Source organism: Ottowia sp. SB7-C50 (assembly GCF_033110285.1).
Classification (GTDB): Bacteria; Pseudomonadota; Gammaproteobacteria; order Burkholderiales; family Burkholderiaceae_C; genus Ottowia.
In genome coordinates this window covers 2,993,163-3,016,806 of record NZ_CP136995.1, presented here as the reverse complement: position 1 = coordinate 3,016,806, position 23,644 = coordinate 2,993,163, and the positions used below count along the sequence as shown (strand labels likewise).

Below are 23,644 nucleotides of genomic sequence, written 5' to 3'. Positions count from 1 at the left end.
GCGGTGCTCCGGCAAGGGATGAGAGCCGCCATGCTACTGGCCGTGTCGCCCGCGCCTTGAGGCGGCGCTTGAAGCTGCGCCGCGGCAGGCGCGGGGCGGGCCGCCGTCACTGCCGCGTCATCCCCCCGCTGGCCAATAATGGGCCGGCCGGCGCGTGCCGCGCGCCGACCTCGAAGGTTCACCATGCCACGCCGTTTTCGTTCAAGCCCGCTGCTTTCTGCCCTCCCGCGCTTGGCGGCCGCCCTGGTCTTGCTGACCGCGGGGCAGGCCCAGGCGGCGCGTCCCATGATCACCGACGACGCGCGGCTGGTCGATGCCGGTGCCTGCCAGGTGGAAACCTGGATGCGCTTCAACCGGGGCGGGCGAGAGCTGTGGGCCTTGCCGGGCTGCAACCTCAGCGGCAACCTGGAAATCACCTTGGGCGGCGGCCGCACGCGCGACGATGCCGAAGGCCGTGCCACCGACACCGTGCTGCAGGCCAAGACGCTGTTCAAGCCGCTGGAGACCAACGGCTGGGGCGCCGGCCTGGTGGTGGGCAGCGTGCGCAACTCCATCATTCATGCCAACGCCAACCTGATCGGCGATGTGTACGCCTACGTGCCCGTCAGCTTTTCGTGGCGGGACGACCGTTTCGTGCTGCACACCAACCTGGGCACCCTGCACGACAAGGCCGCGCAGCGCTACCGCATGACCTGGGGCGTGGGAACTGAAACGCAACTGGGCGCGGCCACCTGGCTGGTGGCCGAAACCTTTGGCCAGAACAGCGGCCGCCCGTACTGGCAGGTCGGCGTGCGCCACTGGCTGGTGCGCGACCGCGTACAGGTGGACGCCACCGTGGGCGACCGCTGGGGCGGTGATGCTCGCCAGCGCTGGGTTTCGGTCGGCCTGCGGCTGCTGACGGCGCGTTTGCTGGACTGAAGGCGCGCCACGTTCGGTGCCCACACCGGATACCGGACGCGAAGGACGCAAAGGTTCTGCGAAGGACGCGAAAAGCAGACTCGCTTTTGCATGCTGTGCCGGCGACGGTTGGATCTGGATCGGGGCAGGCTCGATACGATTCAATCCAGAAAAAATGGGCAGTTGCGCAGGTGGCAAAAGCGCTTATTGCTATAAAAAAAAGAGCTATTGCTCAAGCGCGCCGCATCAGTCCATCCAGCCGGCGGTCCCACGCCGCGCCCGGCAGCACGTCCTGCAGCGCGCTGTCGGTCAGTTGGAACGTGGGACGCAGCACCTGCGCCAGCACGGCGCGAAAGTCGTGGTGCGCGGGCAGGTCGCGCTGTTCGTTCAGGTCGGCGGGCGCCAGGCCCGTCCAGCGGCCATGCCAGCGGCCGCCGGCCACGCGATCGCCGATGAGCCATATGGCGTTGCCGTGGCCGTGGTCGGTGCCGCGCGTGCCGTTCTCGGCGGCGGTGCGGCCGAATTCGCTGGCCACCACGATCACGTCGCCCGGTTCGCCAAAGTCATGCCGCAATGCCAGCAGCGCGCCAGCCAGTCGCTGCAGGCTGCCCGCCAGGGCGCCGGTGGCGGCGCCCTGGTTGACGTGCGTGTCCCAGCCGCCGGCCGACAGAAAGCCCAGGCGCAGGCGCCGGTCCTTGCGCATCAGCGTGGCCAGGTTGCGCGCGTCCTGTTCCAGCAGGCTGACCGGCGCGGCACCGTTGCTGGCGGACTGCATTTCGCGGGCAACGTCGGGCGGCATGTCGCTGGCCAAATCGCGGGCCGATGCCAGCCGCGCCACCGCGCCTTGCCGGAAGGCGGCAGACAGCGCGTCGTCGCCGCCGTAGAGCGCCATCAGCGCCTCGCGCTGGCGCGCCGGCTCCAGCGACCCGGCGCGCCGCGCCGCCTGGCCGTGCGCCACCAGCTGCACCGGTTGCGCGCCCGCCAGCAGGCGCGGACTGGCTTCGCCCACGCCGACCACGCGCGGCCGGGCATCGACCGGCTGCCCGCCCACCTGCGCGGCCAGCCGGTTCAGCCAGCCGGGCGCATCGGCGCGCTGGCCGGGGCGCGCGGTTTCCCACTGGTATTGCGCGTCGAAATGCGAGCGCGTGCCATCCGGCGAACCCGCCGCGGGCACAAACGCCAGTTGCCCGGCCTGCCACCACGGTTGCAGGGCGGCCAGCGCGGGGTGCAGGGCGAAACGATCGTCCAGCCGCAGTGCGGTGGCGGCCGTGCCGTCGGGCGGCGCGATGGCGATGCTCGGGCGCAGGCGCGCGTAATGCGGGTCGGCGTAGGGCACGAAGGCCGACAGGCTGTCCAGCGCGCCACGCAGAAAGACGACCACCAGGCGGCCGTCCGTCGCCGTGGGCGCGGCCTGGGCCCAGGCCCGCGGGCCCGCGCCCAGCGCCAGGCAGGCGCCTGCCGCGAGCATCGCGCGACGATTGGGTTTGCTATGTTTTGAGGAGCTGTTCATCATTCATCCGCTTACGCTGGCGGCCGATGGGTTGCATGAAGCGTGCCGTGCCGCCGCGGAGGTCGCGCGGTGGCCGGTGAGGGGTTTCAGGACGTGAGGCATGGGAGCCGGGCAGCGCGCGCAAGCCCTCACTTGCCCATGAAATCCGGACTGGCCAGCACCAGCCCCGGCTGCAAGCCAGGCGCCGCGGCAGCGATGCGCGCGCGCGTGGCGGGGCGATAGAAGGGCAGCAGGAAGTCCGCCGCTGGCGCGCGGCGGCCCAGCGTCAGGGCCAGGTCGGCGCGGCGCGTCAGTGCATCGGGCGCCATCCAGGTGGCGGCGTCGGTCTTGTAGCCGTCGGGCGTGGGCCAGCGCAGCAGCGGCTGGCCGGCGGCGGCCAGAAAGCCCGTGGCCTGGCGCAGGGCGGGCTCGTCCGGCGGCCCGCCCAGGGCGGCCAGCGCCGAGCAGGCAAAGTCCATCGGCGTCTTGAACAGCGCGTGCGCAGGTGCCCAGAACTCGGGCGACTGCAGCAGCGCGCGTGTGACGGCGCGCAGATCGCCCTGCGTGGCCTGAAAGGTGCTGGCCAGGTGGTTGACCAGCGCGGGCGGCGGTGCGTCGGCCACGAACCATTGGGCCAGCCGCAACGCCACGCGCCGCGCCGTGGCCGGGTGGGTGGCCAGCAGGTGCAGCGCGGCCAGGCCTTCATATTGGCCGGCGCGGGCGTCGCGCGGGTCGGTGGGGCCGAAGGGCTGGCCCAGCACGGTCTTGCTGCCCGCGTCGTGCAGGCGCGGCGCAAAGCGGAAGCCGCCGGGCTGATCGGGCGCCACCGTCCAGCCGGTGAGCACGCGCGCCAGTTCGCGCACGTCGCTCTGCGTGTAGCCGCCCTGCACGCCCAGCGTGTGCAGCTCCATCAACTCGCGTGCGTAGTTTTCGTTCAGCCCGCGAGCCTGGCCACCGCGCGGCGTGCTTTCGGCCACGCTCTGCGCCTGATCCAGGTAGTACAGCATGGCGGGGTGGCGTGCGCTGGCCCGCAGCATGTCTTCGAAACGGCCCAGCACATGCGGGCGGATGGCGTGCAGCAGGTAGTGGCCGGCAAAGGGGCGCACCGAGCCCTTGTCGGCGCTGACGTTGAGGTGGTTGAACCAGAACTCGGTCAGGCGAGCGAGCAGCGGCTGTTCCAGATCGGGCCGGCTGCAGGCCGACAGTCGCCACGCGGCGGCGGCCTGAATGCTATCTTTACTATAGCTTAAACGCGGGTCCGGATCAGCGCTGGCGGCCGCTGGGGGCATGGGCGCCGTGCCGGCGGGCGGGTTGCCGGCGTCGCGGCGCTCGCGCCGGGCCTCGCGCTCAGCGCGAAAGCGGGCAAAGATCTCGGGCAGGGGCTGATCGAATGCCGCCAACTCGGGCGCCGGGCGCGGCGGCTGTGCGCTGGCCGCCGCAGCGGCGTCGACCTGCGCCAGCGCCCAGGCGCGTGCGCCGCCGGCCTGGCGCACCTCGGCCACGCGCGAGGGCGTGGGCCCGTAGCCAAGGCGCGACAAGGCACGCCAAGTGTCATTGTCGGCAGTCGCGGCTGCGGGCAGGGGCGCCGCAGCGGCCGCCGGGGCCGGTTGAGCCAGTGCGCCGCCGCACAGGGTGGCCGCCAACGCCGCACTGGCGACCAGGCGTGCACTGCGCGCACCGGGCGGGTGCAGGAAGCGGCGGGAAGGAGCGAAAGCCGGCATGGCGTGACCCGGTGGCTCGGAAACATGTCCATCCGGTCAACGCGCGCGTTCCATCCGCCGCTGACGCGCTGCGGCGGATTTACCTGCGCTTCACGCGCTGCCTCAGTGGCGGGTGGCGTCGGTGCCCGGGCCCGCTTGCGCGGACTTATCGGCGGCGCGGCGTGCTTCGCGCTCGGCCCGGCGCTTGGCGGCCAATGAGCGGATTTCGGTGGCCGTCACCACGTTGTCGCGGTTGACATCGGCAGCGTTGAATTCGCGTTCGACCTTGGGGCTGAGCTTGAACACCCATTCAACCTCTTCGCGCTCCAGCTTGCCGTCGCCGTTGCGGTCAAGCTGGTTAAACCAGCGCACGGCCTCCTGCTCGCCCTTGCCGGCGTCGGGCGACGCGGTGACGCGCTGGGCGAACGCGGGCGCGGCCAGCAGGGCGGCAGCCACCGGCGGCGCCAGCCAGCGGGCAATTCGGGCAGGGGATGAAAGAGAACGCATGGTGTCTTAGGCCCCCGAAGCGCCGCCAAGTTCCCGGCCCGATGCGCTACCACTGGTGACATGGGTTACACCTGCTGCCACATGCCCGGCCGGCACGTGCGCGGCGGCCGACTCGATGTGGCCGGTCTGGTCGTCGAAGAAGAAGTCGGGCTGGAATTCACGCAGAAATTCGCCCTTGGGCAGGCCGCCCAGAAACATCGCCTCGTCGACCGAAATGCCCCAGTGCCGCAGCGTCTGGATGGGGCGGTCGGCGGTGGCGGCGCCGCGGGCGGTGACCAGCGCGGTGCGGATGCGCATGGCGTGGTCGCCCGACTGCTGCAGGCGGTGCAGCGCGGTCAGGAAGGGGTGGAACGGGCCCGGGTCGAGTGGCTGCGCAGCCTTGGCGATCTCGTGCGATTCAAACGCGTGCAGGCCGTCGCTCTGGTAGATGCGCTCGGCTTCGTCCGAGAACAGCACGGCGTCGCCGTCGAAGGCGATGCGCACTTCGTGCGGGTGCGCGTCGCTGGCGCGCTGCGCCGCCGTGGCCACCTGCGCGGCCGGGTAGCCCAGCGCGAGCGCCTGCGCCACGTCGGCGCCGTTGGCCGACAGAAACAAGTGTGCGCCCAGCGGCCGCAGGTAGTGGAAAGGATCGCGCCCCTGCGTGAACACGCCGCGCTCGATCTGGTGCAGCCCCTGCGCCTTGGCCGAACGCAGCACGCGCAGGCCGCTGGCCGGGTCGTTGCGCGAGAGGATGACGACCTCGACGCGCTTGGCGCCCGCGGCGTTGAAGGCCAGCAGCTTCTTGACCAGCGAAAACGCCACGCCCGGTGGCGCGGGCGTGTCCAGGCGCTCAAACTGCAGCCGCATGTAGGCCTGCGCATTGCCGGCGTCGAACAGGCGGTTTTCTTCCTCAAAGTCGAACAGCGCGCGCGAGGAGATCGCGACGACGAGCTGGTCTTGCAGCGTGGCGGCCATCACTTGACCCACTGGTTGAGCTGCATGATCGGCAGCATCACCGCCAGCACGATCAGCATCACGATTACGCCCATGGCCAGGATCAGCGCCGGCTCCAGGATGGTGGCCAGGCGCGTGGCGCGGCGCTGCACCTCGGTGCTGAGCTGGCGCGAGGCGCGCGACAGCATCAGCGGCAGCTGGCCGGTCTGTTCGCCCAGGCGCGCAAACATGGCCAGCAGGCCCGGAAAGCGCTTCTTCTGCGCCAGCGCGCTGGCCAGCGGCGCGCCTTCGCGCACCATGACGAGCGCGTCCTCGGCGTCGGCGCGCATGGCGGCGTTGTTCAGCGTTTCGGCCGCGGCCTGCAGCGCGCGCAGGATCGGCACGCCGGCGCCCGCCAGCATGGCCAGCGTGGCGCCAAAGCGCGCCGCGTTATAGCCGCGCGCCAGCCGGCCCACCAGCGGCAGGCGCAGCCAGGCGGCGTCAAAGCGCTGGCGAAAGTCGGGCTGGCGCAAGGCCAGGCGCAGCGCCACGCCCCCCGCCAGCAGCGCGCCCAGCAGCCACAGGCCCCAGGCCCGCAGGCCATCGCTGAACGCCATCACGGCCACCGTCAGCCACGGCAGGCTGCGCTTGCTGCTGGCAAACACGTTGGCCACCTGCGGCACCACGTAGGTCATCAGCGCAATCACGATCACGATGGCCGCCAGCGTGACGATGGCCGGGTACAGCGCCGCGCCGACCAGCTTGGCCTTCAGCGCCTGGCGCTCTTCCAGGTCGTCGGCCAGGCTGTCCAGCACCTGCCCGAGGTGCCCGCCCTGTTCGCCAGCGGCGATGACGGCGGTATAGACCGGCGAGAACTCGCGCGGGTGCTGCGCCATCGCCTTGGCCAGCGGCGAGCCGGCGTTGACTTCGGCGCGCAGCCCGGCGATCAGGTTGCGCTGGCGCTCGTCTTCCGATTCCTCGGCCAGGGCCGTCAAGGACCGCTCCAGCGGCAGGCCGGAACCGACCAGCCCCGCCAGCTGCCGCGTCCAGATCGCCAGTTGCGTGCTGTTGAGCGCCCGCCCGCCGCCCAGCGGCCGCGACAGCACCGAGCCGCCCGCGCCGGCCCCCACCGGCTCCACCGCCAGTGGCACCAGCGACTGCCCGCGCAGCAACGCGCGCGCGGCCTTCACGGTGTCGGCCTCGATCACGCCCTTGCGGGACTTGCCGTCGGCTTGCAGGGCTTCGAAGGTGTAGGCGGGCACAGGGGGGTTTGCGCAGCAGCGCGGTGGCGGATGGGCAATGGTAGCCGGTGGAGGCTGGGCGCGGGCTCGTCGGGCACAAGGCGCGGCGCAGGCGATCCGGCACGGGATGAGCCGGCCGGCCACAGCGGTGCCGAACGCCCTGAACGTCCTGACGGCTCCCCTGACCCGTTGTCGCACCACGGTGGTGCAGACGCGCGTCGCGCCCTAGCAACACCGGGTCGGCGAGACGACTCTTTTTTCAAAATGTGGGTTTTCGGGCAAGTCTGCGGTCTGGTTTTGCGACATATTTCACATTGGGTGCCATCGGGCGCGCGCAGTGCGCCCCGGTAAACGATGGCGGGGCGCGGCGGCGTTCCACGCATTTTTTGGAGGGGAAACCATGTTGAAGAAGTCCTTGATCGTGTCGGCCGTGCTGGCGGGCATTTCCGTGGCGGCGCCCGTGGCGCAGGCGCAAAGCTCGGTGCAGTTTTCCGGCCTGGCCGACATGTACGTCGGCTCGATGAAATTCGCGGGCGATGCCGCGCGCAAGACCACGGTGGGCAACAGCGGCATGACCACGTCGTGGATTGGCGTGCGCGGCTCCGAGGACCTCGGCAACGGCCTGAAGGCCGGCTTCGCCATGACCTCGTTCCTGCGCATGAGCAACGGCGACTACGGCCGCTTCCCCAACGACACCTTCTGGTCGCGCGACGCCAACATCAGCCTGTCGGGCGGCTTTGGCACGCTGACGCTGGGCCGCTGGATGGCGCCCAACTTCCTGCCGACCATCCTGTTCAACCCGTTCGGCGATTCGTTCACCTTCTCGCCGCTGGTGCTGCATGCCAACGTGCCGCTGTTCAACGGCACCAACTGGGTGGGCACCACGCCGTCGGACACCGGCTGGTCAAGCCAGATCGCCTACACCACGCCCGACCTGGGCGGGCTGAAGGCCACGCTGCAGTACCAGATGAAGGGCGACAGCAGCACCGGCAAGTCCAGCAACTACGGTGGCAACCTGCTGTACTTCAGCGGCCCGCTCGGCCTGACGGCGTTCTATGAGCGCGCAGAAAATGCCAACCCGATCACCACCACCTTCGCCGACGGTTCCAAGCGCACCAACTGGATGCTGGGCGGCTCGTACGACCTGACGGCCGTCAAGCTGTTCCTGACCTACGGCCAGGCCAAGAACGACGTGAGCTCGGCCAAGCTGAAGACGGCGCAGGTCGGCGCGTCCATGCCGATCGGCCCCGGCAAGCTGCTGGCGTCGTACGCGCAGACGCGCAACAGCCTGCTCGACGCCAAGCGCCAGACGCTGACCGTGGGCTACGACTACAACCTGTCGAAGCGCACCGACGTCTACGCCAACATCATGAATGACCGCATCACCAACCGCACCAGCGGCACCAGCGTGGGTGTGGGCCTGCGCCACCGCTTCTGAGCGTGAAATCGGCCGCCAGCGCGCTACCAGACTGCGCAGGACGCTATTGAAATAGTAGTTAGCGGACGGGCGCGCCAGCGCAGGCGCACCGTCCCGCGGCGTGCGATTCAGCCGCGCCGCAGCGCCGCCAGCAGCTTCTGGCCGGCGCGTCCGTCGGGCTTGTGGCCCAGTCGCTGCTGCTCTGCCTTGATGGCTTCTCGCGTCTTCGCGCCGATCATGCCGTCGGCGCTGCCGATGTCGTGGCCACGCGCCAGCAGCAGGGTTTGCAATTCGCGGTTCTGCGCGCGCGACAGGCCGGCGTCATCGGTCGGCCACGGTTGCACAAAGCCGACCGGCGTGCCGGCGGGTGCGCCCACCAGGTTCGACAGCTGCGCAATCGCGAGGCCATAGTTTTCGCTGGCGTTGTAGCTGTACAGCGTGTCGAAGTTGCGCCCGACCAGGAAGGCAGGGCCGCCGCGCGCCGGAATCATCAGCCCCGCGCTGGGCAGGCTGCCGGGCAGCGGCGAGCCATCGGCCAGCGTCACGCCGGCACTGCGCCAGGCGTCGATGGGGCGCTTGTTTTTGCGGCTGGCGTCGGACGTGTCCAGGCCCGGCGGCAGCTTCACCTCAAAGCCCCACGGTTCGCCGCGCCGGTAGCCGGCGTTCTGCAGGAACTTGGCCGTCGATGCCAGCGCATCAGGCACCGAATCGACGATGTCGCGCCGGCCATCGCCATCGAAATCGACCGCGCTGCGGAAGAAGGTGCTGGGCATGAACTGCGTCTGCCCGAAGGCGCCGGCCCACGAGCCAACCAGCTTGTCGGGCGCGATGTGGCCCTCCTGCAGGATGCGCAGCACGGCCGCGAATTCGCCGCGAAAGTAGGCCTGCCGCCGCCCAAAGCACGACAGCGTGGCCAGCGACTGCACCAGCGGTCGGCCGCCCAGGTTCTGGCCGAAATTGCTTTCAACGCCCCAGACGCCGACGACGACGTGGGGTGCCACGCCGGTCTGCTGCTCGATCTTCTGCAGCGTGCCCTGCCACTTGGCGTAAGCAGCGCGGCCATCGGCCACGCGCTCGTCGTCGACCAGCACGGCGATGTAGTCCCACACCGGCATGGTGAATTCGGGCTGGCGATTGAGCAGCACCAGCACCGACGGGTCGGCCGCCAGGTTGGCGGTGTGCTGGGCAAAGGTGACCGGCGTGATGGCGCGGAAGGCCTGGCTGACTTTCAGCTCGTTCAGGCAGGCGCTGAACTGCGCCGGGTCGATGGTGGGCGGTGCGTCCTGCGCGCGCAGCGCGGGGGCGGCGCTCAGCGCGCTGGTGGCCAGCACGGCCAGGGCAGCGCGACGGATACGGTCGGTTTGATTCATTCAAAAATGATAGCGCATTGCGCTGACGGGACAAGCGCGAGAGGGCTAAAACACTTGCAACCATTCGTAGGGCGGGCACCTGTGCCCGCGTTCGGCGCTGGATCTGCGGCCTTCGGCGTGCTGGCGGGCACGGGTCCCCGCCCTGCGGCTCGCGTCATTTCGGCGAAGGCCAGACAGCGCTTGCGGAGCAAAGGCCTCTGCAACCGGGCAGCACCGCAGGGATTCCGGCTTTCGCCGGCATAGACGGCGCGTTGCCGGACAACCTGGCCCTCAAGCGCCGGGCTGCAAGTCCAGCACCAGTGCCAGCGTGCTGGTATCGCCCGGCACGGGCTGCTCGCGCATGCCGAGCGCGTGGCCTAGCTTGCGCATGCGGTGGTTTTCGGTCAGCACCGTGGCTGTGAGTTGCCGGGTGCCGGCGGCGCGCTGGTGGCGAATGAGTTTGTCCATCAGCAGGCGGCCCAGGCCCGATCCTTTCATCTCGGGCCGCACGATGATGCCGAATTCGGCGCCCACGTTGTCCGGGTCGGCCAGCGCGCGCGCCACGCCCACGGTTTTTTCGCCGCCGTCGCCGTCGGGCACGGTGGCGACGAAGGCCATCTCGCGCGTGTAGTCGATCTGCACCAGCCGCGCCAGTTCGCTGCGCTCCATGGTGCGGCGGCTGTAGAACAGGCGCATGCGGATGTCTTCGGGGTCCAGGCTCTCTAGGAAGGCGCGGTGGCGCTCCTCGTCCTCGGGGCGGATCGGGCGGATCGTCAACGGCTGGCCGCGCCAGTCGATGGTCTCGCTCAATTCAGCGGGGTAGGGCGCGATGGCGAAGTGCGCGGCGCCGGCGGGCTGCTTGCTGCTCACCCGCACGCGCGCGTCCAGCGCGATGGCGCCCTGGTGGTTGACGATGAGGGGGTTGATGTCGAGTTCGGCCACCTCGGGCACGTCGGCCAGCAGTTGCGACACCGCCATCAGCGTGGCGATGACGGCGTCGATGTCGGCCGGCGGCACGTCGCGGTAGCCGTGCAGCAGCTTGGCCACGCGGGTGCGCTCGATCAGCGCGCGCGCCAGCGGGGCGTTGAGCGGCGGCAGCGCCATGGCGCTGTCTTTCATGACCTCGACCGCCGTGCCGCCCTGGCCAAACAGGATGACGGGGCCGAAGGTGGGGTCGATGCTGGCGCCGATGATCAGCTCTTGCGATTGCGGCATCTTCACCATCTTCTGCACGGTGAAGCCTTCGACGCGTGCATCGGGGTGGCTCTTGCCCACGCGCACCAGCATGGCCTGCGCGGCGGCGCGCACGTCGCCCTCGTCGTTCAGGTTCAGCGCCACGCCGCCGACGTCGGATTTGTGCGAGATGTCTTCGGACAGGATTTTCAGCACCACCGGAAAGCCGATGCGCGCCGCCTCGTCGGCGGCCGCCACGGCGTTGGCCGGCACGGTGCGCGTGGCCACGACGGGGATGTGGTAGGCCTCGCACACCGCCTTGGCCTCGGGCTCGGTCAGCATGTCACGGCCGCTGGCCAGCACCTGCGCCACGATCTCGCGCACGCGCGCCACGTCGGGCGTGCTGCCGTTGTGCAACAGCTCGGCGGGCGGGGCCTCGGCCAGTTCGGCCTGGTTGCGGCCATAGGCTTGCAGCAGGCCGATGGCGGCCACGGCCTGCTCGGGCAGGTCGTAGCAGGCGATGCCGGCGTCGGTGAACAGCGCGCGCGCCTCGGCCACCGCCGGGCCGCCGACCCAGCTGCTGACCAGTGGCAGCGGCGCGTGGCCTTCAGGCCGGATGACCGGGATCAGCGCGCGCGCAATGTCGGTCGAGGGCACGATGGCCGTCGGCGCCTGGATGAACAGCAGCGTGCCGGTGTCCTCGGGGTGCCTGGCCAGCGCCGTCAGCGCATCGACATAGCGCTGCGCGGGCGCGTCGCCAATGATGTCGACCGGGTTGCCGTGCGACCAGTTGGCCGGCAGCACTTTGTCCAGCTCGTTCAGCAGGGGCTGGCCCAGCTCGGCCAGTGGCACGCCGTGCGCGGCGGCGGCATCGGCCGCCAGCACGCCCACGCCGCCGCCGTTGGTCAGCACCGTCATGCGGTCGCCAATGGGGGCTTTGAAGCGGGTGAGGATCTCGGCCGCGAGGAACAACTCTTCCAGGCTGTTCACGCGCAGCATGCCGGCGCGGGCGATGGCGGCATCGACCACGTTGTCGGCGCCGGCCAGCGCGCCGGTGTGCGAGGCGGCGGCCTTTTGCCCCTGCGCGCTGCGCCCGGCCTTGATGACGATCACCGGCTTGTTGCGCGCCGCCGCGCGCGCGGCCGACATGAACTTGCGCGCCTGGTCGATCGACTCGATGTACAGCAGGATGGCGCGCGTGTGCGGGTCGCTGGCCAGGTAATCGAGCATGTCGCCAAAGTCGACGTCGGCGTGCTCGCCCAGCGACACAAAGTGCGAAAAGCCGACGTTGCGCGCTTCGGCCCAGTCCAGCATGGCGGTGACCAGCGCGCCCGATTGCGAGACAAACGCCAATGCGCCCGGCCGCGCGGGGATGTGGGCAAAGCTGGCGTTCAGCTTGGCGTGGGGGCTGAGCAGGCCGACGCAGTTCGGCCCCAGGATGCGCAGCAGCGCCGGCTTGGCGGCGTCCAGCATGGCCTGCTTCTGCTCGGCGGTCAGCCCCGCGCTGATGACCACGGCGGCCTTGGTGCCGCGCTGGGCCAACTGCCCGATCAGGTCGACCACGGTGCCGGCGGGCGTGCAGATCACGGCCATCTCCGGCACTTCAGGCAGATCGTCCACGCGGGCGTAGCAGCGCTGGCCCGACAGCGCCTGGTACTTGGGATTGACCGGGAAGATGCGGCCGCCAAAGCCGCTGGTGCGCATGTTGCGCCACAACGTGCCGCCGACGGAAAACGGCCGCTCGGACGCGCCGATGACGGCGACGGAGGCGGGATCGAACAGGGAATCGAGGTTGCGGATGCTCATGGGAAACGTTGACGGTCACCGCCGCGGTCGGCAGACGCGCCCAGCGTGGCGGTGCGGTGTGAAATGGCGATGACAGGTGGGCGACAAGCGCGCCTTAGGTAGGGGCGGGCCAGCCTTGTGCGGCGTCGCATGGGCGCGTTGGACGGTTCTACCATAGACCTCCACCGGGGTCGGTCGCTGGACGACGGGGATGGATCCGCAAACCAGCAGCCTGAATCCGCCCTGTTCATCGTCATGCCCGCGAGGCGCGTATCCAGGGACGCGTTCCCTGACCCGCAGCGCTGGATGCATGGATTCCCGCTTTCGCGGGAATGACGGACTTTTGAGCGAGACGCGCTTGCCCATCAAGCGTCTGTAGCTATAAAAAAAGAAGCATTGACGCGGCAATAGCGCGATCCGGCCGCTTCAGCCTTTCGCGCACCGCATCTTTATATCCGGCCGCACTTGCACGCTCGGGGCTGCGCAGCAAGCCCCTTCCCAAGGCCGCGGAGCAGGCCACCCGCGAACGCCGCGGAAGGGCTTGGCCCGCCCGCCAGCGTTGTCCCCCTCCGGGGGGAAGGCGCGCCAGCGCCACAGGGGGGGCTACCTTTTACTCTCTGCCTCCGCCACCGCCAGCGCCGTCATGTTGACCAGGCGCCGCACCGTGGCCGACGGTGTCAGCACGTGGGCCGGCGCGGCGGTGCCCAGCAGCATGGGGCCAATGGTCACGCCGTGGCCGACGGTGATCTTCAGCACGTTGAACAGGATGTTGGCCGCGTCCAGGTTGGGGCAGACCAGCAGGTTGGCCTCGCCATCCAGCGTGCTGCCGGTCACCGCGCGTTCGCGCAGCGCGGCCGACAGCGCGGTGTCACCGTGCATCTCGCCGTCGCACGGAATGCCGGGGTATTGCGCACGGAACAGGTCACGCGCGGCGCGCATGCGCTGGGCCGACGCGCGCTTGGACGAGCCAAAGTTGGAGTGCGACACGAAGGCCACCTTGGGCGGCAGGCCGAAGTTGTGCACCTCGTCGGCTGCCATCTTGGCGATGGCCGCCAGCAGCTCGGCGCTGGGTTCTTCGTTGACATAGGTGTCGGTCACGAACAGCGTGCGGTCGGCCAGCATCAGCGCGTTCAGCGTGGCGTAGCCGGGCGCGCCAGGTTCGATGCCGATGATGTCGCGGATGTGTTCCATGTGCGCGTCGAAGCGGCCGACGGTGCCGCACAGCATGGCGTCGGCGTCGCCCAGGTGCACGCTGAGCGCGGCGATGACGGTGGTGGAGCGGCGCACGGCGGCCTTGGCGGCTTCGACCGTGGTGCCGCTGCGCTGCATCAGGCCGTGATAGGTCTCCCAATAGGTGCGAAAGCGCGGATCGTCCTCGGGGTTGACGCATTCCACGTCGTGGCCCAGGCGCATGCGCAGGCCGGCCTTCTTGATCCGCTGCTCGATCACCGCCGGGCGGCCGATCAGGATCGGGTGCGCCAGCCGGTCGTCGATGGCGATCTGCGCCGCGCGCAGCACGCGCTCGTCCTCGCCTTCGGCATAGGCCACGCGCTTTTGCGTCGGCGCCACGGCCTTGGCGGCGGCGTATACCGGGCGCATCACCATGCCGGTCTGGTAGACGAAGCGCTCCAGGTGGGTGCGGTACGCCTCCATGTCGGCAATGGGGCGCTCGGCCACGCCCGATTCGACCGCCGCCTGGGCCACCGCGGGCGCGATGCGCGTGATCAGGCGCGGGTCAAACGGCGTCGGGATGATGTAGTCGGGGCCAAACTGCAGGTCCTTGCCGGCGTAGGCGGCGGCCACTTCGGCGCTGGTCTCGGCCTTGGCCAGCGCGGCGATTTCGCGCACGCAGGCCAGCTTCATTTCTTCCGTGATCTTGGTCGCGCCGCAGTCCAGCGCGCCGCGGAAGATGTACGGGAAGCACAGGACGTTGTTGACCTGGTTGGGGTAGTCCGAACGCCCGGTGGCGATGATGCAGTCGGGCCGCGCGGCCTTGGCGAGTTCGGGGCGAATCTCGGGCTCGGGGTTGGCCAGCGCCAGGATGATGGGCTTGTCGGCCATGCTCCTGACCATGTCTTCGGTCAGCACGCCGGGGGCCGAGCAACCCAGGAACACGTCGGCGCCTTTCACCACGTCGGCCAGCGTGCGCAGGCCGGTGTCGGGCTGGGCGTACCGGGCCTTGCTGTCGTCAAAGCCGCCGGCGCGGCCGGTGTAGATCAGGCCCTTGGAATCGCAGGCATAGACGTTTTTGGGTTGCACGCCCAGCGCCACCATCACGTCCAGGCAGGCGATGGCCGCGGCGCCGGCGCCGCTCACTGCTACTTTGACGCTAGCAATGTCCTTGCCCACCAGTTCCAGACCGTTCAGCAGCGCCGACGACGAGATGATGGCCGTGCCGTGCTGGTCGTCGTGGAACACCGGGATGTTCATGCGCTCGCGCAGCTTGGTCTCGATGTAGAAGCACTCGGGCGCCTTGATGTCCTCGAGGTTGACGCCGCCCAGCGTCGGTTCCAGCGCGGCGATGATCTCGACCAGCTTGTCGGGGTCGCGCTCGTCCAGTTCGATGTCGAACACGTCGATGCCGGCAAACTTCTTGAACAGGCAGCCCTTGCCTTCCATCACCGGCTTGCCGGCCAGCGGGCCGATGTCGCCCAGGCCCAGCACGGCCGTGCCGTTGGTGATGACGCCGACCAGGTTGCCGCGCGAGGTGTATTCGGCCGCCTTGCTCGGGTCGGCCTGGATGTCCAGGCACGGATAGGCCACGCCGGGCGAATACGCCAGCGACAGGTCGAGCTGGTTGGACAGGGGCTTGGTCGGCGTGACCGAAATCTTGCCGCGCGTGGGCAGGCGGTGGTAGTCGCGCGCGGCGTCGCGCAGTGCCGCCTCGGCGGGCGAGAGGGGCTGGGTCATGGTTGTCTCCGGTCGGTCTTGGGGCTTTTTTGGCCCGCCCTGCGCCGGTCGCCTGGCATGCTGATCGTCCGGCGCGCCATGGGCGGCGTGTTTGCAGGCGTTAGCCTAACTCAAGTCCTGGGGTGTGCCGGGTGAGAGCGGCCGTCGCCGATGAGGAATTGCCCTAGGGGCGCGGTCGGCCGTCGAAAGCCGAAAGCCGAAAACCGAATACCGAATACCGAATACCGGACGCAGAGGACGCAAAGGATTCGCAGAGGACGCAGAAGAAACAGCCAAAAGAATGTTTCTGGTTTTTTCTGCGTGCTCTGCGAAATCTCTGCGTCCTCTGCGTCCGGCTGTTGGGGTGGCGCTGGCTAGGCGTGCGATACACAGACCATCATTAAAAATGGCTTCTGGCGCTTTCCTGCATTGGATTTATAGCTATTGATAAGGTAGCGCTCAAGGTCATCCCATCTCGCCGCACGACGGCGGACGCTGCAAGGCCCAGCGCAGCAGGCCGCGCGCCAGCCGCATGCCGGCCTGCGCGGCGTCGTGCAGCGCGCGCCGCAACTCGTGCGCGGGGCGGGCTACGTCGGCGCTCCAGCGCGTGGCGGGGCTGGGCTGCCATTCCAGCGCCACGCGCTGCACGGGCGTGCCGGGCACGGCGATGGGCTCCACCACCACCGCGTCGCCCGCGCGCAGCGACAGGCGCTGCCCCGGCCACAGGAATTCGTCGCCGGCGCGGCAGCCCGTGCTGGCGCCGTCGCCCTGCGTGACCCACAGCGCGCCGCGCTGCACCCGCAGCACGCCGTCGCGCGCGGGCCGCAGGGTCATGGCCTGGTCGGGGGCCAGCGTCTGCACGCCGCGGGCGGCGGCCTGCAAGGCGAGGGGCGACAGTGCGTGAGAGGCGGACGTCATGAAAGGCTCCTGCGGTGTTGTTTCTGCATCAATCCACGCCGCCATGGTGCGCGGGTTGCGATTGACAGTCCAATGAAATCCGGCGAGCCTATTCATGCCATCCGCGCATCAATCACCATGCTGCATTCCCAGACCCACCTGCGCACGCGCCCGATCCAGGCCGGGCACCTGCGCGCGTTCGAGGCCGTGGCCCGCCACCTCAACTTTCGCCTGGCCGCCGAAGAGATGGCGCTCACCCAGTCGGCCGTCAGCCGCCAGATCCAGTCGCTGGAAGACGAGGTCGGCGTGCCGCTGTTTCTGCGCCACACGCGCGCGGTGGAGCTGACGGCGGCCGGCATGCAACTGCTGCAGGCCGTGGCGCAGGCGCTGCCGCGCGTCGACAGCGCGGTGCGGCAGATTCGGCAGAGCGCGGGGCGCCGGCAAGTCACCGTCACCACCTTTGCGTCTTTCGCGTCGATGTGGCTGATCCCGCGGCTGGAGGCGTTCCAGCGCGCGTTTCCCGACATCGACATCCGCATTGACGCCAGCGATGCCGCCGTCGACCTGGACGTGGCCGACGTTGACCTGGCCGTGCGCTACGCCGCGGCGGGGCGCCTGCCTGTGGGTGCGCAGCGGCTGTTCGGCGAATCGGTCACGCCCATGGCCAGCCCGTGGCTGCTGAAAAGCGGGCCGCCGCTGCGCAAGCCGGCCGACGTGCTGGCGCACACGCTGATCGAGGCCGCCGACGCGTACACGCCGCACCTGGAATGGCTGACCTGGCGCCGCTGGCTCGACGCGCACGGCATGGAGCGCGCCCAGCCCAAGCGCTGGCTGAGCTTCAACTACGCCTACCAGATGGCGCAGGCCGCACTGTCCGGCCAGGGGCTGGTGCTGGCGCGCCCGCCGCTGGTGGCCGAAAGCCTGGCGCGCGGCGAGCTGGTCGAGCTGTTCACCGGCATGCGCCTGCATTCGCCCATGGCCTACTGGCTGCTGACCGCCCCGCGCAGCGCGGCCCGGCCCGAGGTGAAGGCCTTTGCCGACTGGCTGCTGGAGCAGGCCGTGGCGACGCGCGCGGTGACGGGCGAGGACGAGGATCCGGACCTGGTGAACGATCTGGACTGAGCCACGGCGCGCGCCGGGGTGCCTGTCGTCATGCGCGCCGCGTCCGCGCGCGTCGGTCACTGTCAAAGCGCCTGCGCCAGATGCTGGTGGGGTCGCGTGCCGCTTGCGCTGCGGATAAGCTGGCACCCATGCAGCCCGAACCTTCCTTCCGCCTGTTTGCCGACCTGTCGGTGCAGGTCGCCACGCCGATCGAGGTGGGCGACACCCCGCAAGGCCGCCGCCGCGTGATTCCGATCACCGGCGGCAGCGTGCGCGGCGACGGCTGGTTGGGCCGGGTGCTGCCGGGCGGCGCCGACTTCCAGTTGATCGTGAACGAGCAACTGGCGCGGCTGGATGCGCGCTACGTGATCGAAACCGACGCCGGCGAGCGCATCTACGTTGAAAACCAGGCGCTGCGCAGCGGCCCGCCCGAGCTGATGGCGCGGCTGGCGCGCGGCGAAACGGTCGATCCGGCGCTGATCTACTTTCGCTGCTGCCCGCGGCTGGAAAGCGCCTCGCCCGCGTTCGCGTGGGTCAACCAGCGCATGTTCTTCGGCACCGGCGCGCGCCGCCCGGCGCAGGTGGACATGCGCTTTCACGAATTGCTGTGACCGGTTTGTCCCGCCCGGTAGCAAGGTAAAAAGCGCCGCTCGCGCTGTCCAGATCAGCGCAGAGCGCTATTGAATCAAGAGCAATCGGAGCGTTGTTGATGACGCGGGGGCGCCTCACGCCGCGGGCTGGTTCTTCAGGTGCACCAGCGTCGTCAGGCCCAGCAGGTTGACCTTGCTGACCGACACCACGGTCCAGTCGGCGTGGCGCATGTACGGATCGAAGGGGAAGTCGGAGCGGAAGCCGATGCGGGCGGCCAGTCCGCTGACCAGGCGCTCCAGCGGCGCCCACACCGCGTTGCCGCCGCTGAAATGGTTGAGCACGAAGATGTCGCCGCCCGGCCGGCACACGCGGCGCAGTTCGGCGGTCAGCCGCGCCGGGTCGGGCGTGACCGACAGCACGTAGGGCAGCGTGACGCAGTCGAAGGCGGCGTCGGCAAAGGCCAGTTGCTCGGCATCCATGCAGTGCAGGGCGATGCGGCGCGTGGGCATTTCTGCGGCACGGCGCTGGGCGTGCCGCAGCATGCCGCGCGACAGGTCGATGCCGGTCACCGCCGTGGCCTCGGGGTACTGCGCCAGCGTCAGGCCGGTGCCCACGCCCACTTCCAGCAGCGACGCGGGCGCCAGCGCGCGCACAGCGTCGCACATGCGGCGGCGGCCGCCTTCCAGCACGGCGCCGAACACCAGGTCATAAAAACGGGCGTAGGTGCCGTAGGTGTGTTCGACGTCCTGGTGGGTGATCTTCATGATGCGCGGGTGTGGGCCGTCCCAGCGGGCCGGCGATGGAGGCTTTGGAAATCAGCGGCGGGCGACGGCGATGCACTCGACCTCGACCCGGGCGTTGAAGGCCAGGCCGCTGGCGCCAAAGGCACTGCGTGCGGGATAAGGGTCGCGGAAGTAGGTCTTGTACACGTCGTTGAACGCGCCCCATTCCTTCATGTCGGCCAGCATCACGGTGCACTTCACGACGTCGGACATTGACAGGCCGTGGGCCTGCAGCGAGGTCTGGATGTTGTCCATGGTCTGCCTGGCCTCGGCCGCCATGCCGCCGGGCGCCAGCCGGATCGGGCCGGGGCCGGGCACGTTGCCGATCTGGCCCGACAGGTAGACCGTGTCGCCCACGCGCACGGCTTCGGAAAACGGCAGGCCGGTGGGCAGCACCTTGCCCGAGTTGAGGTGCGTCACCGCCGGTTGTGCGGGCGCGGCGCAGCCTTGCATCAGGAGCGCGGCCACCACGGCGGCCGCCAGCGTCAGGCGTTGGATCATGGATGTCTCCTGCAAAAAAAGAACGCCGCCCGGCGGCGGCAGCCGGCATTGTGACGAATGTGGCGCACCCGCCCGCTGGCGCTGACAAAGCCTAGGGTTAACCCTATAATCGAATGCATTGCCGAAAAGGACATCCCCATGATCACCGCATTGCTCCTGTTGCTCGCCGTCGTGGCCATCGTCGGCTCGGGCTATGTGACCTCCCGCACCATCGACCGGCTGCACTGAACCGGGTCACCCAAACAAAAGGCTCCGACGGAGCCTTTTTGTTTGTGCCCTTAGGGCTGCGCAGCAAGCCCCTTCAAGAGGCCGCGGAGCAGGCCACGCGCGAACGCCGCGGAACGGGCTTGGCCCGGCCGCTGGCGTTGTCCCCTTGGGGGATGGCGGCCGCAGGCCGACTCAGGGGGTTACATCAACGCCTGCGGCTTCTCACCCCGCTCGTACACCACATGCGCGCGGCCGACGATCAGCGGGTCGAGCTTGCCGACCTGGGTCACGTCCTTGCCGGTGTAGGGCAGCTTGTGCAGCACGTAGCGCATGGCGTTCAGGCGCGCGCGCTTCTTGCAGTCGCTCTTGACCACCGTCCACGGGCTGTCGGCGGTGTCGGTCTCGAAGAACATGTGCTCCTTGGCGCGGGTGTAGTCGTCCCACTTGTCGAGGCTGGCCTTGTCGATGGGCGACAGCTTCCACTGCTTGAGCGGGTGGCCTTCGCGCTCCTTGAAGCGGCGGCGCTGCTCGGCCTGGCTCACGCTGAACCAGAACTTGATGACGTGCACGCCGCTGTTGACCAGGTGGCGTTCGAATTCGGGCGCCTGGCGCATGAAGTCCTGGTATTCCTTCTCGGTGCAGAAGCCCATGACGCGCTCGACGCCGGCGCGGTTGTACCAGCTGCGGTCGAACAGCACGATCTCGCCAAAGCTCGGCAGGTGCTGCACGTAGCGCTGGAAGTACCACTGGCCGCGCTCGACGTCGCTGGGCTTTTCCAGCGCCACGGTGCGCGCACCGCGCGGGTTCAGGTGTTCCATGAAGCGCTTGATGGTGCCGCCCTTGCCGGCCGCGTCGCGCCCTTCAAAGATGATGACCACGCGCGCGCCGGTTTCCTTGACCCAGCTCTGCAGCTTGAGCAGTTCGACCTGCAGCTTGAACTTCTGCTTTTCGTAGGTGGCGCGGCGCAGCAGGTTCTTGTAGGGGTAGGCGCCGTCGCGCCAGTCGGGCGCCAGCTCTTCATCGGGATTGGCCTTCTCGGGGTCGTGCTCGCCGTGTTCCTTGAGCGCCTTGCGCAGCGCCTTGCGGTCGTCGGGCGAGGCGCCGTCGAAGATGGCGCGCAGGCCGTGCGCGCGCTCGGTCAGCGTGCCGGCGGACTCGTCGTTGACCAGGCGCAGCGCGGCGGCCAGCTGCTTGTCGCGTGCCGACACCGTGGCGCGCTCGACCACGTAGTTCTCGATCGCCTTGGGCGCCAGCGAGGGCGGCGTGTCGCCCTTCTTCACGGGCCGCACGTCCTGGTTGATGTTCATCGGCGCCGCCGTCTTGCGCGCGGCGCGCGGGGCGGTCTTGGCGGTGGTGGACCGCTGGGTCGGTGCCTTGCGGGGGCTGGCTTTGTCCATGGGGTTCCCTTTCTGGTTTGCTGGGCCGGCTGGCGGGCTGAAACTCTCCACTATCCGCCTGTCACCGGCCTGTCATCTTGACGCGCGTCAAAAAGCCCTGTCGCTTTTCGGTCGCGCGTGACGCGGTTCACAGCCGCGACACCGGCCACACCACGCCGTTGTCGTTGAGGATGGCGTCCAGCGGCTGGTCGTGCGGCTCGGGTTCGAAGTCGAAGATGAAGCCGTTGGTGAAGCCCAGCCCCACCGTGAACGGCCGCGGCTCCAGCGTGGCCAGCGTGCGGTCGTAAAAGCCGCCGCCATAGCCCAGCCGGAAGCCGCCCGGCCCGTAGCCCACGCAGGGCACGAACAGCAGCGTCGGCACGATCATCTCGGTGTCCTTCGGCTTGGGGATGCCGTAGGCGTCTTCCTCCATCGGGCAGCCGGGGTACCAGGTGTGGAAGGTGAGCGTCTTGTGCACCTTGTCGACCACCGGCAGCCCGATCTTGCGGCGCTGGGGCTCGTCCATCAGCTCGCCGTCCTCCTTCCAGCGGTGCAGCGCGGGCAGGGGGTCGAATTCGCCCTTGATCGGCCAGTAGGCGCCGATCACGGTATCCGGCCGGTCGATGAGCCAGATGCGCATGATGTCCTGCAGCGCGTCGGCGCGGGCCAGGCGGTCTTCCAGGTGCAGCCGTTCGGCCACCAGGCGGTCGCGCAACGTCTTCTTGTCGAACTTGCTCATAATCGGTCGATGCTTTTTCTGAAGAAAATTCTGACACCGTTGTGTGCCGCGTGTGCGCTGATTTTCGGTCAAGCGCAGGCGCAGCCTGCCGGCCAGGTGCCGCCGCCGCTGCCCGACCCGCCCGTGCGCTCCGCGCCAGCCGCCGTATCCGCCTTGCCCGGCGCGCCGGCCGACAGTGTGCTGCTGGACATGCGCGAGGCCTTTCGCCGCAGCGACAAGGCGCGCCTGGCGTCGCTGCTGCCCGCCGCGCGCGGCCACGCGCTGGAGCCCTGGGCTGCCTACTGGGAGCTGAAGGCGCGTCTCGAAGAAGCCAATCCGCTGGACGTACAGGATTTTCTGACCCGCTACGCCGGCACCTACCAGGAAGACCGCCTGCGCAACGACTGGCTGCTGCTGTCGGGCAAGCGGCGCGACTGGGCTGCCTTCAACGCCGAATACCCGCGCTTTCGCATGCGCGACGACCGCGAAGTGCGCTGCTACGCCGCCGCGGCCGACATCGCCGCCGGCAAGACGCCCAGCAAGGACGTGGCCGAGCAGGTGCGGCGCGACTGGTTTGCCCAGCGCGATCAGGACGACGGCTGCCTGTACGCCGCGGGCTTGCTGCACCAGGCTGGCGTGCTACCGTATCAGGAGCTGTGGAAGAAGGCCCGGCTTGCGCTGGAGGCCAATCGCGCATCGCTGGCGCGGGCCGCCGTGGCGCTCGACGCGCCGCAGGTCGCACCCGACGTCGCCGCCATCCAGCAGAACCCGCTGCGCTACCTGACCAGCCGCGCCGCCGTCGGCACCCACAAGGGGCAGGAACTGGTGGTGCTGGCGATCATCAAGCTGGCCACGCAGAACGCCGACCAGGCCGCCCAGCAGCTCGACAGCAAATGGAGCGTGCAGCTCAGCCCCGACGACCGCAACGTGGCCTGGGGCGTGGTCGGCAAATGGGCGGCGCTGTCGCTGTCGGACCAGGCGAACACCTATTTCGGCAAGGTCACGCGCGACGCCGACCTGAGCGACGACCTGCTGGCCTGGAAGACGCGCGCCGCCCTGCGCGCCGGCGACTGGCGCGCCGTGCAGCGTGCCGTGGACGCCATGCGCGAACCGGCCGCCGACGACGGCGCTTGGGTGTACTGGCGCGCGCGGGCGCAGCTGGCGCTGGCGCGCAGCGACGCCGACCGCGCCGCCGCGCGCAGCGGCTTCGAACGCCTGGCCGCCAACCCCGGCAGCCTGGGCTTTTACGAAAAGCTGGCGCTCGAAGAACTGGGCCGCCCCATCAGCGTGCCGCCAGCGCCGGCGCCGCTGTTGGCCGACGAGCGCGAAGGCGCGCGCCGCCACATCGGCCTGAACCGCGCGCTGCTGGCCATTGCCCTGGGCCTACGCGCCGACGGCGTGCGCGAATGGAACTACTGGACCAACCTGCACGTGCCCGGCGGCATGGGCGACCGCGAACTGCTGGCCGCCGCCGACTTTGCCTGCGCGCGCCAGGTGTGGGACCGCTGCATCAACGCCAGCGAGCGCACCAAGTCCTTCATGGATTTCAGCCAGCGCTTTCCCACCCCGCACCGCGACACCGTGCTGCGCCAGTCGCAGGCCATCGGGCTCGACCCGGCCTACGTCTACGGACTGATCCGGCAGGAAAGCCGCTTCGTGATGGACGCGCGCTCGGGTGTGGGCGCCTCCGGCCTGATGCAGGTCATGCCCGCCACCGCGCGCTGGACGGCGCGCAAGATCGGCCTGGACGGCTTTGTGCCGAGCCAGATCAACGACCGCGACACCAACATCCTCATCGGCACCAGCTACCTCAAGCTGGCGCTGGACGACTTCCAGCGCTCGATGCCGATGGCCGCCGCCGCCTACAACGCCGGGCCGGGCCGGCCGCGCAACTGGCGCAACGGCCCGGTGCTCGAAGGCGCCATCTGGGCCGAGAACATCCCGTTTGGCGAAACCCGCGATTACGTGAAAAAAGTGCTGTCCAACACGACCGACTATGCTGCCCTGTTCAGCGGCCAGCCACAGTCGCTGAAATCGCGCCTGGGCCAGATCGGCCCATTGGCGCCGGGCGAGCCGGATTTGAGCCGCGACCTGCCCTGAGCCGTGCCCGCG

At 69.6% G+C, this 23,644-nt stretch carries 18 protein-coding genes; 5 read left to right on the top strand and 13 right to left on the bottom strand.

Annotation, left to right across the window (positions count from 1 at the left end):
• Window positions 1-285 precede the first annotated feature (285 nt).
• A complete protein-coding gene (locus R0D99_RS14425) occupies window positions 286-918 on the top strand; it encodes a hypothetical protein (RefSeq protein ID WP_317748856.1) in 633 nt (210 codons plus the stop codon).
• 211 nt (window positions 919-1,129) lie between these two features.
• Here R0D99_RS14425 and R0D99_RS14420 read toward each other — a convergent pair whose 3' ends face one another.
• The 5 genes from R0D99_RS14420 to gspF all read right to left on the bottom strand — a co-directional run bounded on the left by R0D99_RS14420 (window position 1,130) and on the right by gspF (window position 6,767).
• Complete coding sequence (locus tag R0D99_RS14420; protein WP_317748855.1) at window positions 1,130-2,365, bottom strand: DUF1501 domain-containing protein; 1,236 nt, start codon at window positions 2,363-2,365, stop codon at window positions 1,130-1,132.
• Between the two features lie 170 nt (window positions 2,366-2,535).
• A complete protein-coding gene (locus tag R0D99_RS14415) occupies window positions 2,536-3,924 on the bottom strand; it encodes a DUF1800 domain-containing protein (RefSeq protein ID WP_317748854.1) in 1,389 nt (462 codons plus the stop codon).
• A 285-nt stretch (window positions 3,925-4,209) separates the two neighbouring features.
• Window positions 4,210-4,593 (bottom strand): EF-hand domain-containing protein, encoded by a 384-nt coding sequence (locus R0D99_RS14410; protein WP_317748853.1) that lies wholly within the window; start codon window positions 4,591-4,593, stop codon window positions 4,210-4,212.
• 6 nt (window positions 4,594-4,599) lie between these two features.
• The gene (locus tag R0D99_RS14405; RefSeq protein ID WP_317748851.1) at window positions 4,600-5,547 is read right to left on the bottom strand and encodes a 5'-nucleotidase; all 948 of its coding nucleotides are present in this window, start codon (window positions 5,545-5,547) and stop codon (window positions 4,600-4,602) included.
• Window positions 5,547-6,767: a type II secretion system inner membrane protein GspF gene (gene gspF, locus R0D99_RS14400; RefSeq protein ID WP_317748850.1), complete on the bottom strand. Its 1,221-nt coding sequence runs from the start codon at window positions 6,765-6,767 to the stop codon at window positions 5,547-5,549. Before gspF ends, R0D99_RS14405 begins: the two co-directional genes overlap by 1 nt.
• A gap of 382 nt (window positions 6,768-7,149) precedes the next feature.
• Here gspF and R0D99_RS14395 point away from each other — a divergent pair, with 382 nt between their 5' ends.
• Entirely contained in the window at window positions 7,150-8,184 is a 1,035-nt protein-coding gene (locus tag R0D99_RS14395) for a porin (RefSeq protein WP_317751121.1), read from the top strand.
• Between the two features lie 107 nt (window positions 8,185-8,291).
• Here the strand turns inward: R0D99_RS14395 and R0D99_RS14390 are convergent, their stop codons facing one another.
• From R0D99_RS14390 to R0D99_RS14375, 4 genes are all read right to left on the bottom strand, one after another.
• The gene (locus R0D99_RS14390) at window positions 8,292-9,533 is read right to left on the bottom strand and encodes a lytic murein transglycosylase (RefSeq protein WP_317748849.1); all 1,242 of its coding nucleotides are present in this window, start codon (window positions 9,531-9,533) and stop codon (window positions 8,292-8,294) included.
• Window positions 9,534-9,803: 270 nt separating this feature from the next.
• Entirely contained in the window at window positions 9,804-12,491 is a 2,688-nt protein-coding gene (locus R0D99_RS14385) for a bifunctional acetate--CoA ligase family protein/GNAT family N-acetyltransferase (RefSeq protein WP_317748848.1), read from the bottom strand.
• Window positions 12,492-13,073: 582 nt separating this feature from the next.
• Entirely contained in the window at window positions 13,074-15,380 is a 2,307-nt protein-coding gene (locus tag R0D99_RS14380; protein WP_317748847.1) for an NADP-dependent malic enzyme, read from the bottom strand.
• A gap of 444 nt (window positions 15,381-15,824) precedes the next feature.
• Window positions 15,825-16,277 carry a DUF2917 domain-containing protein gene (locus R0D99_RS14375; protein WP_317748846.1) on the bottom strand — a complete coding sequence of 151 codons (453 nt, stop codon included), beginning with the start codon at window positions 16,275-16,277 and terminating at the stop codon, window positions 15,825-15,827.
• 117 nt (window positions 16,278-16,394) lie between these two features.
• Between R0D99_RS14375 and R0D99_RS14370 the strand changes: the two genes are divergently transcribed.
• Both R0D99_RS14370 and R0D99_RS14365 read left to right on the top strand, forming a co-directional pair.
• Complete coding sequence (locus tag R0D99_RS14370; protein ID WP_317748845.1) at window positions 16,395-17,378, top strand: LysR substrate-binding domain-containing protein; 984 nt, start codon at window positions 16,395-16,397, stop codon at window positions 17,376-17,378.
• A gap of 128 nt (window positions 17,379-17,506) precedes the next feature.
• On the top strand, window positions 17,507-17,968 hold the full coding sequence (locus R0D99_RS14365; RefSeq protein ID WP_317748844.1) for a DUF3237 domain-containing protein: 462 nt from the start codon (window positions 17,507-17,509) through the stop codon (window positions 17,966-17,968).
• Window positions 17,969-18,082: 114 nt separating this feature from the next.
• Here R0D99_RS14365 and R0D99_RS14360 read toward each other — a convergent pair whose 3' ends face one another.
• From R0D99_RS14360 to R0D99_RS14345, 4 genes are all read right to left on the bottom strand, one after another.
• Complete coding sequence (locus R0D99_RS14360; RefSeq protein WP_317748843.1) at window positions 18,083-18,712, bottom strand: class I SAM-dependent methyltransferase; 630 nt, start codon at window positions 18,710-18,712, stop codon at window positions 18,083-18,085.
• Window positions 18,713-18,763: 51 nt separating this feature from the next.
• The gene (locus tag R0D99_RS14355; RefSeq protein WP_317748842.1) at window positions 18,764-19,231 is read right to left on the bottom strand and encodes a RidA family protein; all 468 of its coding nucleotides are present in this window, start codon (window positions 19,229-19,231) and stop codon (window positions 18,764-18,766) included.
• A 407-nt stretch (window positions 19,232-19,638) separates the two neighbouring features.
• Window positions 19,639-20,835: a polyphosphate kinase 2 gene (ppk2, locus tag R0D99_RS14350; protein WP_317748841.1), complete on the bottom strand. Its 1,197-nt coding sequence runs from the start codon at window positions 20,833-20,835 to the stop codon at window positions 19,639-19,641.
• A gap of 127 nt (window positions 20,836-20,962) precedes the next feature.
• Window positions 20,963-21,553, bottom strand: coding sequence for a 5-formyltetrahydrofolate cyclo-ligase (locus R0D99_RS14345; protein ID WP_317748840.1), 591 nt, complete (start codon window positions 21,551-21,553; stop codon window positions 20,963-20,965).
• A 9-nt stretch (window positions 21,554-21,562) separates the two neighbouring features.
• Here R0D99_RS14345 and R0D99_RS14340 point away from each other — a divergent pair, with 9 nt between their 5' ends.
• A complete protein-coding gene (locus tag R0D99_RS14340) occupies window positions 21,563-23,632 on the top strand; it encodes a lytic transglycosylase domain-containing protein (protein WP_317748839.1) in 2,070 nt (689 codons plus the stop codon).
• The last annotated feature ends 12 nt before the right edge of the window (window positions 23,633-23,644 follow it).

Bases quoted from the DNA above. Each gene is read 5' to 3' on its own strand.
- R0D99_RS14425 (WP_317748856.1), top strand. From the start codon at position 286: ATGATCACCGACGACGCGCGGCTGGTCGATGCCGGTGCCTGCCAGGTG.
- R0D99_RS14420 (WP_317748855.1), bottom strand. From the start codon at position 2,365: ATGCTCGCGGCAGGCGCCTGCCTGGCGCTGGGCGCGGGCCCGCGGGCC.
- R0D99_RS14410 (WP_317748853.1), bottom strand. From the start codon at position 4,593: ATGCGTTCTCTTTCATCCCCTGCCCGAATTGCCCGCTGGCTGGCGCCG.
- R0D99_RS14405 (WP_317748851.1), bottom strand. From the start codon at position 5,547: ATGGCCGCCACGCTGCAAGACCAGCTCGTCGTCGCGATCTCCTCGCGC.
- R0D99_RS14390 (WP_317748849.1), bottom strand. From the start codon at position 9,533: ATGAATCAAACCGACCGTATCCGTCGCGCTGCCCTGGCCGTGCTGGCC.
- R0D99_RS14385 (WP_317748848.1), bottom strand. From the start codon at position 12,491: ATGAGCATCCGCAACCTCGATTCCCTGTTCGATCCCGCCTCCGTCGCC.
- R0D99_RS14380 (WP_317748847.1), bottom strand. From the start codon at position 15,380: ATGACCCAGCCCCTCTCGCCCGCCGAGGCGGCACTGCGCGACGCCGCG.
- R0D99_RS14375 (WP_317748846.1), bottom strand. From the start codon at position 16,277: ATGACGTCCGCCTCTCACGCACTGTCGCCCCTCGCCTTGCAGGCCGCC.
- R0D99_RS14370 (WP_317748845.1), top strand. From the start codon at position 16,395: ATGCTGCATTCCCAGACCCACCTGCGCACGCGCCCGATCCAGGCCGGG.
- R0D99_RS14365 (WP_317748844.1), top strand. From the start codon at position 17,507: ATGCAGCCCGAACCTTCCTTCCGCCTGTTTGCCGACCTGTCGGTGCAG.
- R0D99_RS14360 (WP_317748843.1), bottom strand. From the start codon at position 18,712: ATGAAGATCACCCACCAGGACGTCGAACACACCTACGGCACCTACGCC.
- R0D99_RS14355 (WP_317748842.1), bottom strand. From the start codon at position 19,231: ATGATCCAACGCCTGACGCTGGCGGCCGCCGTGGTGGCCGCGCTCCTG.
- ppk2 (WP_317748841.1), bottom strand. From the start codon at position 20,835: ATGGACAAAGCCAGCCCCCGCAAGGCACCGACCCAGCGGTCCACCACC.
- R0D99_RS14345 (WP_317748840.1), bottom strand. From the start codon at position 21,553: ATGAGCAAGTTCGACAAGAAGACGTTGCGCGACCGCCTGGTGGCCGAA.
- R0D99_RS14340 (WP_317748839.1), top strand. From the start codon at position 21,563: ATGCTTTTTCTGAAGAAAATTCTGACACCGTTGTGTGCCGCGTGTGCG.